This is a genomic window from Aminobacter sp. P4_D5 (genome assembly GCF_056401815.1).
In genome coordinates, this window is sequence record NZ_JBFUIP010000166.1 from 1 (window position 1) to 12,651 (window position 12,651).

Annotated in this window: 10 protein-coding genes, 1 pseudogene and 1 riboswitch; of the genes and pseudogenes, 10 read left to right on the top strand and 1 reads right to left on the bottom strand. The window is 60.4% G+C overall.

Features of this window, described 5'->3' with window-relative positions:
- A partial coding sequence (locus AC1DWF_RS25540; protein WP_476842192.1) for a phytoene desaturase family protein occupies nucleotides 1-1,403 on the bottom strand: 1,403 nt, incomplete at its 3' end.
- Between the two features lie 269 nt (nucleotides 1,404-1,672).
- Here AC1DWF_RS25540 and AC1DWF_RS25545 point away from each other — a divergent pair.
- The 10 genes and pseudogenes from AC1DWF_RS25545 to AC1DWF_RS25590 all read left to right on the top strand — a co-directional run.
- On the top strand, nucleotides 1,673-3,211 hold the full coding sequence (locus tag AC1DWF_RS25545) for an ABC transporter substrate-binding protein (RefSeq protein WP_476789239.1): 1,539 nt from the start codon (nucleotides 1,673-1,675) through the stop codon (nucleotides 3,209-3,211).
- Between the two features lie 40 nt (nucleotides 3,212-3,251).
- Nucleotides 3,252-4,259, top strand: coding sequence for an ABC transporter permease (locus tag AC1DWF_RS25550; RefSeq protein WP_476786047.1), 1,008 nt, complete (start codon nucleotides 3,252-3,254; stop codon nucleotides 4,257-4,259).
- Nucleotides 4,252-5,136, top strand: coding sequence for an ABC transporter permease (locus tag AC1DWF_RS25555; protein ID WP_476786046.1), 885 nt, complete (start codon nucleotides 4,252-4,254; stop codon nucleotides 5,134-5,136). Before AC1DWF_RS25550 ends, AC1DWF_RS25555 begins: the two co-directional genes overlap by 8 nt.
- On the top strand, nucleotides 5,133-6,017 hold the full coding sequence (locus AC1DWF_RS25560) for an ABC transporter ATP-binding protein (RefSeq protein WP_476786045.1): 885 nt from the start codon (nucleotides 5,133-5,135) through the stop codon (nucleotides 6,015-6,017). Before AC1DWF_RS25555 ends, AC1DWF_RS25560 begins: the two co-directional genes overlap by 4 nt.
- Nucleotides 6,010-6,804: an ATP-binding cassette domain-containing protein gene (locus tag AC1DWF_RS25565; protein WP_476804416.1), complete on the top strand. Its 795-nt coding sequence runs from the start codon at nucleotides 6,010-6,012 to the stop codon at nucleotides 6,802-6,804. Before AC1DWF_RS25560 ends, AC1DWF_RS25565 begins: the two co-directional genes overlap by 8 nt.
- Nucleotides 6,805-7,417: 613 nt before the next feature.
- Nucleotides 7,418-7,628, top strand: a pseudogene (locus AC1DWF_RS25570) (transposase); the annotation flags it as partial.
- A gap of 197 nt (nucleotides 7,629-7,825) precedes the next feature.
- Nucleotides 7,826-8,028, top strand: a riboswitch (cobalamin riboswitch).
- Between the two features lie 168 nt (nucleotides 8,029-8,196).
- The gene (locus AC1DWF_RS25575; protein WP_476784610.1) at nucleotides 8,197-10,056 is read left to right on the top strand and encodes a TonB-dependent receptor domain-containing protein; all 1,860 of its coding nucleotides are present in this window, start codon (nucleotides 8,197-8,199) and stop codon (nucleotides 10,054-10,056) included.
- A 10-nt stretch (nucleotides 10,057-10,066) separates the two neighbouring features.
- Nucleotides 10,067-10,942: an ABC transporter substrate-binding protein gene (locus AC1DWF_RS25580; RefSeq protein WP_476784611.1), complete on the top strand. Its 876-nt coding sequence runs from the start codon at nucleotides 10,067-10,069 to the stop codon at nucleotides 10,940-10,942.
- Nucleotides 10,939-11,940: a FecCD family ABC transporter permease gene (locus AC1DWF_RS25585; protein ID WP_476784612.1), complete on the top strand. Its 1,002-nt coding sequence runs from the start codon at nucleotides 10,939-10,941 to the stop codon at nucleotides 11,938-11,940. Before AC1DWF_RS25580 ends, AC1DWF_RS25585 begins: the two co-directional genes overlap by 4 nt.
- On the top strand, nucleotides 11,940-12,651 hold a 712-nt coding region (locus AC1DWF_RS25590; protein WP_476842193.1), incomplete at its 3' end, for an ABC transporter ATP-binding protein. The genes AC1DWF_RS25585 and AC1DWF_RS25590, both read left to right, overlap by 1 nt.

Consider the following 12,651-nt stretch of genomic DNA (forward strand, 5'->3'; position numbering starts at 1 on the left):
CCTACAAGGTTGACATTCAGCGCTTCAAGATCAGCCGGTGAGTAGCTGCGACGCGCCAGCACGGTTTCGCGGAAGCCTTCGATATGGGTCGCAAGAATATGCTCGATGCGGTCGGCGAATTTTTCCCTGACAGGCTCGGTCCAGCGACCGTCCTTAGGCGTTTCGATCAAGCCCGCCGCGTCACCTTTAAGCAAACGCGGCACTTCAGGCAGTTGCAGCCACAGGATCGCCTTGCCTTCCGGAGCGCGTCCCGGATCGAGCGCTGTCGGTTGACCGACGCAGATCGTCGAAATGGCGGGCAGCATGCCACGCTCAGCCTCGTTGGAGGCGCGTGAGACGCCGTCGAGACCAGGGGTCAGATGGATGAGCGCAACCTTGTCGAGACCATCCGCCTTCCATCGCGGCGGCTGTGACAGCGCGTAGTGAATCTGCATGTTGCCCTTGCCATAGCGATAGGCGGTGACGCCATCCGCGACGGCGGAAGGAAGCTGCTTGCCGGCAAGCAATCGGTCATAGAGCTGGTTCGGCGTAACCGAGCAGATGACACCCTTTGCTGCGTGTAGCGTCGTGCCGTCGGAAAGCCGCACGCCTTTTGCGGCGCCGCCGCCATCAAGCACGATCGCCTCGACATCCGCGCCTGTCTTCACCATGCCATGCTGGTCTTCGATGAGGCGCTTGAAGGCGGCAACGAGATTCTGGGTCCCTCCCTTCACGATCGGACAGCCGGCGGCTTCAACAGCAAATGCAATCACCTTGGCCATTTGCGCCGAATAGGCGCTTTCAGGACCAAGTCCGGAATGCAGCACCCACGGCGCCCATAGCGCTTGCGTCACCTCCGACCGGTAGGTGGTTTCGAGATGAGCCCGCGCCGTCTCCAGCGCCACGCCGAAGAAGGACGCCATGGCGCGCGGGCCCCGCCGCCAGGTCTCCTTCAGCACCGTTTTCAGCATGCCACCGGACCAGAGAGAACCACCGAGCAGCGAGAAAACAAACGGCGCATCGGCACCCATGCCCTCCATCACCTTGGCGAAGCGCCCGCCGTCGCCCTCGGCCAGACCATCGAACAAGGCGATATTGCGCGCCCGTTCGGTTGAGAACACCGCCGCCCGGCCATCGGGCAGCAGCACGGCGGTCGGCGTATCGGTGGTCGCGATCTCGAGGCCGCGCGCATGCAGATCTTTGCCGAGCGCTGCATAGGCCGGCGAGAGAAGAAACAGGACGACGGTCGTTGCCATCACATCATGGACAAAGCCGGGCGCCGTAATTTCTTCGGTACGCAGGCAGCCGCCGAGCCTGTCGTTGCGCTCCAGTACCAGAACCTTGCGGCCTTTGCGGCCGAGCATAGCGGCGGCGACAAGCGCGTTAATGCCGCTGCCAACGACAATGTAATCAGCGTCGCTCATATTGTTGTGTCTCCGCCCATTCCTGCAAGTCCGGCACCCGATCCGAACGCCCCATCCAGAAGCTGGACAACATTTTCGATCGGATCAAGCCTGTTGACCGTGTTTTGCTTCAGCCTATGCGACCCGCGTAAAAAATATCCGTTTGCATATAAATCCGCTTGGCAAAACGACGGAAACCATTTTAACATTGAAATATCTCCTCAGACCGGCGCCGCTGATGGTTCCATCGGCAAGAACACCGGCGAAGCAAGGGGATCAGGGAGGGACCAATGACGAATTTTACAAGGCGTGAGACGCTTGCGCTGGGTGCTGGTACATTTCTGGCAGGGTTGCTTGCCGGCCGCGGCATTGCGTCGGCTGCCGCCGTCGGCGATGCGTTGACGATTGCATATAACGTAAACCTGCCGTCCTTCGATCCAACTGTTGGCCCATCCGCGGTCAACCCGACGATCCAGGCGATTTATCAGTCCGTCTTCGACCAGTTCATCGGCCAGGCGCCCGACCTTTCCTTCAAGCCGGGTCTGCTTACCGAATGGGGCTGGAACGACGACAAGACGAAGGTCTGGATGACGGTGCGCGACGGCGTCACTTGGCACGACGGATCACCCTTCACCGCCGAGGATGTCGTATGGTCGCTTGAGCGGGCCGCCAAGCAGGAGACCGGCAACCCGATCCAGTTCATCTGGTCGACCGCCGGCAACTACAAGATCGAAGGCAACAAGATCACTGGAGACGTGCTGCGCTTCGAGCCGACCTTCTTCAAATGGATGGCTTTCCTCACCGGCTTTGTCCTGCCCAAGGCCTATTACGAAAAGGTGGGCGCTGAGGGTTTCGAGAAGAAGCCGATCGGCACTGGCCCGTATATGGTCGACGCCTATGAGGGCAACGCGTTCCTCCGGCTGAAGGCAAATCCGAATTATTTCGGCGGCAAGCCCGCATTCGAGACCGTGGTGTTCAAGTTCGTTCCGGACGCGACCAGCCGCGTGGCGGAAATCGAAAGCGGATCGTCCGATGTGACGCTCGACGTTCCCTACGAAGAGTTCGATCGCTTGAAGGCTGTTTCAGGTCTGGCCGGCGTCACCACACCAATCACAGACATCGGCATGATCTTCCTCAACAATATCGATGTCATGCTCGACAAGAACGTGCGCCTCGCCGCCCATCACGCCATAGACAAGAAAGCGATCGTCGAACGCCTGCTGCACGGTTACGGCGTGCCGATCGATACGCTCGAGGCTCCAGAATATGCAGCCTACGATCCGACCATTGTTGTTGGTTATGATCCGGAGAAATCCAAGGAGCTTTTGGCCGCCAGCGGCTTCTCGACCGATAAGCCGGCGAAATTCACCATCCAGACCACGCGCGGTCTCAAGCCAAAAGATTACGAGATGATCCAGGCGATCGTCGGCATGTGGCGCAAGGTTGGTATCGAAGCCGAGATCGAAGTCTACGAAATCGCCAAGCATTACGAGCTTCGCGCTGCCGATCAACTCGCGCCTGCGGCGTTCTACAACTGGGGCAACGCGATCGGCGATCCGACGACGTCGACCGGCTTTGCCATGTTTGGCCCTTCTCCGCACTCCGTGTGGAACACCGATGATCTCGACAACATGATCGGGCCGCTTTGGGGCGAGAAGGACGAGGAAAAGCGCATCGCCGGGTGGAAAGCCGTGTCGAAATATATCGCGGAGAACGGCTACGTCATTCCGTTGCTGCAATATGTGCAGCCAATCGTCTACAAGTCTGATCTGAAGGTCACGCCGAGCGTGGCGGGCTCGCTGCAGCCCGTCCTCGTTGCAAAGGCGTAATCCGCCAGCCAGAGCAGCCGATACGAAGGTCAGTGCGTAGATGGGCTTTGCGCGGGTTTCCAAACAGGTGCTGATGGCAGCCGTGACACTTCTTGGCGTCGGGCTGATCGTCTTCGTGTTGCTGCGCGTGGTGCCGGGAGATCCGATCTCCATGATGATCGCGCCGGGCGCCAGCCCGGCCGACATCGTTGCCTTGCGTGCCCGTTACGGCCTTGACGACAGCATTGCGGTCCAGTTCTTCATTTGGCTGAAAGGCATTCTCTCCGGCGATTTCGGCACTTCAATCTCGCTGCGTCGCGACGTTCTCGAACTGCTGGCTGAAAGACTGCCGGCGACTTTGGAACTTGCAATGGCCGCTTTTGTGGTCGCCGTCTTGCTTGGCGGTGCGGTCGCGGTGATCGGGGTGCGTCTGCGCCGAACCGTCGGTGAATCGGTGATCGACGCGGTCAATGGACTTTTCCTGGCGGTCCCGGATTTCGTCTGGGCGTTGGCGCTGGTTCTCGTGTTGGGTGTCCTCTACCCGGTCTTTCCGCTTTCGGGCCGCGTTGATCCACAATCGGCGTCCGATTTTGCTACGCGGTTTTATCTGCTGGAGAGCGTTGTCACGCTGCGCATCGACAAATTCGCAGAGGTGGCTTCTCATATGGTCATGCCGACGCTTGCCCTGGCGCTGCCGCTCGCTGCCATCATCGCACGGGTTCTCAAGGATGCATTGTCGGAGGCGATGGTGCAGGACTATGTCCTGCTTGCAAGACTGAAGGGCATGTCCGAGTGGCGGCTTATCCTGCAGGAGGCGCTGCGCAATGCCGTTGGTCCCACGCTTGCGCTGACCGGCGTGCAACTGACCTTTCTGATCGGCGGCACAGTGATCGTCGAGCGCATCTTCTCTTACCCCGGAGTTGGAAACATGGCGATCGATGCCGTGATCAACCGCGACCTGCCGCTGATCCAGGGTCTGGTACTTGCCTTTGGGCTGATCTTCATCCTCATCAACATTCTCGTCGACCTGGCCGTGGTCGCTCTCAATCCGCGGCTTCGGCATGGTTGAGGTTGCTGCGGCTGAAAAGGCGAGACAACGCCGCCAACCTTTTTGTGCTTTGCTCGGCGAACCGAAGGTTGTCTTTGGCGGCGGTTTCATTCTGCTTCTCATCGTGATGGCGCTCTTCGCGCCTTGGATCGCACCCAGAGACCCGTTGGAGCAGGATCTGATGCTCGGCTCATTGCCGCCGGCAGGATTTTCCGGCGCGGAACCGGGTTACTATCTGGGCACGGACGATCTTGGCCGCGATGTCCTGTCCCGCCTCATCTATGGCTGCCGCATCGCCCTTACGGTCGCTTTCGTTGCCGCCAGCCTCGCCGCCCTCATCGGCACTTTGCTCGGGCTCGTCGCTGGCTGGTACGGCGGTTGGATAGATGTGGTCGTCTCTCGCCTGGTCGACATCTGGATGGCGTTTCCGCCCGTTCTGTTGTCGATCCTTCTGGTGGCCATCCTCGGGTCAGGCGTTCACTCGGTCATTGCGGCCATCGTCATCATCGACTGGACACGCTTTTGCCGCGTCGTGCGCGCCGAGACTGCCGCACAGGCAACCATGGATTATGTGACGGCCGCGCGAACAATCGGCTTTCCACGGTTCACGATTCTGATGCGGGAGATCCTGCCCAATGTGGCGCCCGTACTCGTTGCGCTCGTCAGTCTGGAAATGGGCATCGCGGTGATAGTCGAAGCCATTCTTTCCTTTGTCGGCCTCTCGGTTTCTTCCGACACCCCTACCTGGGGCGGAATGATCGCACAGGGCCGCCAGATCGTTCACCACGGCTGGTGGGTACTGGCGTTTCCACTCCTCTTGCTTTTTGCCACGGTGCTGGCCTTCAACCAGCTCGGCGATGGGTTGCGCCGCGTGCTCGATCCGGTAATGCGCCGATGAGCGCCCCAGTGCTTTCCATCGCAGATCTCGGCGCAGTCAGCGACCGGGATGCCGGCGCGGCGATCCTGCGCGGCGTGTCCCTGGAGTTGCAGGCTGGCGAGGTACTTGGCCTGGTCGGCGAAAGTGGCGCCGGCAAGTCGACCATAGCCAAGGCGGTGCTCGGCGTATTGCCGCGCACCGTGCGGATCACGACTGGCACAGTTCTTTTTGGTGGCCGCGACCTTCTTCGCCTGCCTCCCCGTGAACTCAGGGAAATCCACGGATCGGAAATAACGCTGATCCCGCAGGATCCAATGACAGGCCTCAATCCCGGTCGGCGCATAGAAAGCCAGTTGACCGATGGTTTGCGGCTCAAGCAAGGAATGAAATCGGCCGCGGCCCGCGAGCGCGCCCTCACTTTGCTGAACGAGGTTCACATCCGCGAGCCAGAGCGCGTCTTGAAGGCCTATCCGCATGAGTTGTCGGGCGGCATGCGCCAGCGCGTCCTCATTGCCGCCGCCTTCGCCATGAACCCGAAACTGGTGATCGCCGACGAACCAACGACGGCGCTCGACGTGACCGTGCAAAAGCAAATCCTGCGGCTGATCCGCGCTATGCAGGCAAAACATGGAACGAGCGTCATCTTCGTGACACATGACCTGGGCGTGGTCGCGCAGATTTGCGACCGTGTGATGCTGCTCTATGGCGGCATGGTGGTGGAAACCGGCAACACCGGGGATATTCTGACCAACCCGCGCCACCCWTACATGCGGGCGCTTCTCGCGGCGGGACCACGCTATGATCGTCCCGATCGCACGCTGGCGCCTGTGCCCGAGACTGTTTTCACCGGCCTGCGCGAGGAACTCGCTGCCTTCGATCGCGGAACGACGCGTCATGGCTGACGTTCTTCTGGCGGCCGAAACTATCGAAGTCGCTTACGGCGCCACCCGCAACGTCAAGGTGCTGCATGGGATCGACCTTTCGATCGCGAGAGGCGAGACGCTGGGTATCGTTGGCGAATCCGGATCGGGCAAGACGACGCTGGGGCGCGCTCTGTTGCGCCTCATCAACGTAACCGCCGGCACCATCACGTTCGATGGCAAGGACATAACGAATTTCGATGAAGCCGCCATGCGGCCGCTCAGGCGGCGCATGCAAATGATTTTCCAGGACCCCATGTCCTCCCTTAATCCGCGGCATACCATTCGCAGGATTTTGACAGGCCCCCTCCTCCTGCACGGTCTCGCGCCGAACGCCAAGGATGCCCTCCGGCAAGCAGCGCGTATCGTTGAACGTGTCGGCCTTCCTTCTTCAGCGCTCGAGAGGAACCCGCACGAACTATCGGGTGGACAGCGTCAGCGGGTCGGCATCGCGCGCGCGGTGGTGATGCAGCCGGATTTCGTGCTTGCCGATGAAGTCGTATCGGGCCTGGACGTGTCGACGCAGGCGCAGGTGCTCGCCCTAATCGCCGAGCTCAGTCGCGAAATGGGCCTCGCGGTTGCCTTCATCAGCCACGACCTGTCCGTCATTCGCGCCATTTGCGATCGGGTAATAGTCCTGGAGGGAGGCAGGGTCGCGGAGGAAGGCCCATGCAGTCGCGTTTTCGAGGCACCACATTCCGACTACACACGGTCATTGCTCGACGCCATTCCATTGCCCGAACCGACGCCTGGTTGGCTGGATACATAGGCCGGCGGACGAAGTCGATCTTTTGTCGCCTTTGGGAAAGGGCCAGCACGTTTCAGATCACCACGGTCGAGTACGAGTACCGCCTCCGTTAAGGCTTCGCGCGGCGTGGAGGGTTTCATAAGACTCAGCATGCCGTCGAGAAAGGGCAGTTGCAACGGCTGAGTGGAGGCGCAGAGAGCGCCTGATCCGAGGCCAATTGTGCGGCAAGAATTTCGAACTGTTCGGTGAACGTTATGCCGCTGAAACCCGAGGCTCTTTGCTGCCCCCCTTCGAAAACTCTTTGATCTCCGTGCGAGTCGCAATGACCGAGCACAGTGGTTAGGGATACTCGCCGGGAAGTTGGGTGGGTCGGGCAACGTCGCTATTCGAGCACGGGCTTTGGTACGTTTGGCACGAGCCCGCAACCGTAAAATTCCTATTAGATTTCATGTGAAATGCCTGATAGGCATCTATAAAAAAATTAACAGAGATGCGTAACCATCTGATTTTGCTATTTCTTCTACCGCGCCATCCGACCAATCCGCACCACGCCCAGCCATCGTGACTACGAGCGCCTGCGGACGCAGTCATGCAATTTTGGAGCTAGAAAACTGATGGGGCGTGGGGCAGCCGCATCTCGACGCGCTCGGTCCACGATCCGGTCATGGCGATGGGCATGAGCAGTATTTCCGAGAGCCAGGTCACGTGGCTGTGCGAAGAGACCACGACAAGGTCAGGCCTTCCTGGCCCGGCCAATCGAAGGCGACTGGCCGTATCTGTGGATCTACGCCACTTATCTGAACGTGCGTCGCGGCGGGCGCGTCGCATCGGTCGCTGTCATAATTCTCCGCAAATACAGAATACTATACCTGCAGCATGAAGGCCCATGCCTGGCAAATAATACAGAAAACAAGTCCCAGTTAGGCAGCAATAACTGGATTAGACCCGAATTTGACGCCTTTCAATTTGCCTACGACAAATGAGATGCACTCGCTGCAAGAATTCCGATACCCCTCCAATTGACAACTTCGGCGCGCTGGCTATTTTCCGACTCGGAATTGGTTCCGCCGAGAGGTGGATGAAAAGGGAACACGGTGAGGCCACTGGCCGAATCCGCGACTGCCCCCGCAACTGTAACCGTTGAGCCTTCTCCAACATGCCACTGAGCGCACGTTATGCGGTCGGGAAGGCGGAGAAAGGCTGAGACACGGAAGTCAGGAGACCTGCCCGTTCCAGTCACCCATGCTTTGTCCACGGGGTGCGGACAGGCGCGGTCGCTCGTGGCGGTGACATTGAAAAGTGTTGCCGCATGCGGAGGGCCGCAGGGTGAATTGCATCCCTGCACCTGCCTGCCTGCGGTTTGGAGAAACTGGCGCGCCCTAACCGCGCCACCCGAACCATTTGGGGGCAAAATTGCAGAGACTACTTATTGCCGCCGGCGCACTGTCGCTGGCACTTCCCGGTCACACCTACGCGCAAGAGCTGCCTTCATCAGGGCCGACCCTGCTCGATAGGCTGGTGATCACCACGCCTCTTCGCCGCGCAAGTTCGCTTGTGCGGGCTACCTCCTCCGTCACGGTCATCGATGAAGACGAGATCAAGGGATCGGCTGCGCCCGATCTGCCCTCGCTCCTCAAGCGCTATCCCGGCGTTTCGATCATCGGTTATGGCGGCCAAGGCTCCGCAACAAATGTCTATCTTCGGGGCATGTCCTCGGGGCAGACACTCGTGCTCGTCAATGGCGTGCGTACGGCCTCAGCCACCAGCGGAATAAGCTCGATCTTCAACATCCCGCTCTCCGCGATCGAGCGTATCGAAATCGCGAAGGGTCCGCATTCGGCCCAATACGGCGCAGATGCCATTGGCGGCGTGATCAACATCATCACCAGGCAGGGCGGCAAGTGCGACGACGGACGCGATCGCTGCGGATCGATTACAACGGGGGTAACATATCCCTGGGGAGCACATGTATCCGGCAACGTGCGTGGCCAGACGGCAGGCGGCGTTGAATACGCTGTGGGCGGCAGCCTTCTCGGCACCCAAGGCTATGACTTCACGACCCCTTTGGCATGGGGTCATGAACCCGATGATGACGGCTTCCTGCAGGGCTCGCTAAATTTCTCTGTCGCCAAATCCTACGACTGGGGGCGGCTCTACGCAGATGGCCTCTTTGCCCGTGGCCGGACGGAGTATGACAATTCGTTTCCGTCGTTCAACGAGGTCGACACCGATACCTTCGCCGGAAAGATCGGCGCCACGTTGAAGCATTCGGACAGCTGGAATTCGACTGTCGAGGTTTCCAGCGGCCTAGACCGTTCGACCAACTTCCGTGATGGTGTTGTTGGCAACAGCGAGTTTGACACGCAGCGCTTCGGAATCTTCGCATCGACGGAGAAATCCTTCGAGTTTGGGGACGCAACGCATGTCGTTGCTGGCGGTGCTGAAGCCTATCGCGAAAGCGTGGACTCGACCGTCGACTTCGGTGTCGACTCCCGCAATCTGGTCGCGGTCTTCGGGCAGTATTCGGTCGAGTATGGCGCACTCACCATCGATAGCGGCCTGCGCTATGATCACAATGAACAGTTCGGCGATGCGACGACTTACAATCTCGGTGCCAGCTGGGAAATCGTTCCGGATCTCATCGCGCGAGCGTCCTACGGCACAGGCTTCCGTGCCCCGACCTTCAACGACCTCTATTACCCGGGCTACTCGAATCCAAACCTCAAGCCGGAAAAGTCTCGTTCCTACGAGATCGGCCTGAACTGGCGGCCGACGGTCGACACGACGGTTGACGTAGCCCTCTACCAGACCTGGCTCACCGACGCGATCGCGTCCAATCCCCCAACGTACCTCCCCTTCAACGTCGCCAGAGCCAAGGTTTCGGGCGTAGAGGCTTCGGTGTCTCACCAATTCAGCGACAGTTGGAGCGGCAAGGCTACGATCGATTATCGCGAGCCAAAGAACCAAGACAACGGGCTCTACATTCCCTACCGCGACCGGTTCAAGGCCACGGCGGAGATCGGCTACCGGGCAACCGAGCAGCTCAACCTCACGGCCAAGCTGCTTTACGCCTCCCCGCGCTATGCCAATGCCGCAAACACGGTCAAGCTGCCGGATTATGTCACCGTGGACTTCACGGCCGACTATGCCTTTGATGACAGATCGAGCCTGAAATTTTCGGTCGAGAACCTATTCGATGAGCAGTATTCAACCGTCACCGACTATCGAGCGCCAGGACGGACCATCAACCTCAGCTTCACGCGCCAGTTTTGAGATGATGCGGATGTCTCCCTGCTGCCTTTCAAGAGCAAGCCTTCATCAATGGCTGTGCTCATTCGCTGGCGCGCTCGTTCTGGCGGCCTTTGCACCTGCGGCAGAAGCAGCCGACGGCCCCAGCCGCGTGGTTTCGATGAACGTGTGCACCGATCAGCTGGCCATGCTGATTGCAGACAAGGAACAGCTGCACTCGGTCTCCTACATGGCAAGCGATCCCAGCACCTCCGTTCTTTTCGATAAGGCGGCTGGGATTGCCGTCAATCATGGTCTCGCGGAGGAGGTCTTCCTGATGCAGCCCGACCTCGTGCTGGCAGGCACCTACACCACGAGAACGACGGTGGAACTGCTTCGGCGCCTGGGCATCCGGGTCGAGGAATTCGCTCCCGACAGTTCGATCGCCGACATCCGTGCGAACATCCTTCGAATGGGTAAGGTCCTCGCCAGGGAGGACCGGGCAGCCGAACTTGTCGGCGAACTCGACAAGGGCATCGCCCAGCTCGAGAAGGAACCACCCTCAGGCAAGACGGTAGCCACCTACTATGCCAATAGCTACACGTCAGGCGCCGGCACGCTGGTAGACGAGGTCGTCAAGCTTTCGGGCCTGGCCAACCTCGCGAACAAGCTCGGCCTGTCTGGAAGCTCTCGGTTGCCGCTGGAAATGCTCGTCCTCGCCCAGCCTGACCTGATCGCCGACGGAAACACGTCCTACGGGGCTCCTGCGCTTGCGCAAGAGAACTTTGTCCACCCGGCCTATCGCGCCATCGCTGCCTCAGGAAGATCGGTCACCGTACCCTCCGGCTACACGATCTGTGGTGCTCCCTTCACGCTTGAAGCGGCTCGGATCCTCCAAGCTGCGGCCAGCAACATCAGGGGAAATCCATGAGAGCCCCAATGCCCTACTATGCGGTACTTGCGGCCTTGGCGCTGGTTACTGCCTGCCTGTTTCTGCTGTCGCTGACCGTGGGCCCGGCAGCGATAGCGTTTTCCGACAGCCTCGCCGCATTGTTCTCCCCAAAGGCGGATGCGATCGCCCTGGTCATGCAGGAAATCCGCCTGCCCCGCGCTCTGCTTGGCCTGATGGTCGGAGCTACCCTTGGCCTATCGGGTGCCGCGCTCCAGGGATACCTGCGCAATCCGCTGGCTGAACCCGGGCTGATCGGCGTGAGTGCATCGGCATCGCTTGGTGCCGTGGTCGCCATCTACTCCGGGCTCACATCAGTGTTTGCCTTGGCACTTCCGCTTTCAGCGCTCGCTGCGGCGGCCGTCGCAGTCGTGGTCGTCCAGGCTTTGGCAGGTCTTCGCGGCAGCACGCTGACCATCATTCTGGCAGGTGTCGCCGTATCGAGTTTCGCAGGCGCGATGACGTCTCTAGCGCTCAATCTCTCGCCGAACCCATTTGCCGCCCTCGAGATCATGTTCTGGATGCTGGGCTCCCTGACCGACCGGTCGATGACCCACGTCTGGCTTGCGTTGCCATTCATGCTCATCGGCTGGCTGCTGCTTGCGGCGTTGGGGCAGGCACTCGATGCGCTGACCCTCGGCAACGATACCGCTGCCACCATGGGGGTCGATCTTCGTCGGGTCCAGTTTCTGGCCGTGTTAGGAACAGCGGCATCGGTAGGTGCCGCGACCGCTGTGTCCGGTGCGATCGGCTTCGTCGGGCTAATCGTGCCCCACCTGTTGCGCCCCCTCGTCGGATCGCGTCCTTCCCGGCTTCTTCCGGCAAGCGCGCTTGGCGGTGCTGCCATGCTGCTGGCGGCCGATATCCTGGTGCGCATCATCGCGCCCGGCAAGGACCTCAAGCTCGGAGTCCTCACTGCCATCGTCGGCGCGCCGTTCTTCCTATGGCTGGTCTGGCGCACGAGAAGGAAGCTCGCCTGATGCTGCTCGATGTCCATAGCCTCAAGGTCTCGCTTGGAACCCGCCCGGTCATCGATGGGATCTCCTTCAATGTCGCCGAGGGCGAGTTCATCGGCCTGATCGGCCCTAACGGTGCGGGCAAGTCGACATTGTTGCGCGCGCTGCTTGGGCTGCTTCCTGCCGTGGGGAGCGTCGCATTCGGACCTCTCGATGCGGCCAGGCTCTCCGCACGCGAACGGGCCCGTCATGCCGCTTATGTCGCCCAGGACAGGGAGATTGCCTGGTCGGTTTCGGTTGAAATGCTCGTCGGCCTTGGACGGGCCCCGCATCGCCCGAGCTTCGCGCCTTTGTCGGACAAGGACAGGGAGATCGTCGAAGAAGCGATGGCACGCATGGAGGTGCAACGGTATCGTGAACGCCCGGCGACAGAGCTGTCTGGCGGCGAAAAGGCTCGCGTGCTCATCGCGCGAGCGCTCGCGCAGGACACCCCCCTGCTGTTTGCCGACGAACCCACTGCAGGCCTCGATCCTTCGCACCAGATCGCCCTGATGCACCTCTTCACCGATCAGGCACGCAGRGGACGAAGTGTCATCGCCTCTATGCATGACCTCGGGCTTGCGGCGCGGTGGTGTTCCAGACTCTTGCTCATAGATGCAGGCCGGATCGTCGCTGACGGATCGCCTTCCGAAGTCCTCACGCCCGGCAAGCTTCGCGCCGTCTATGGGGTGGAAG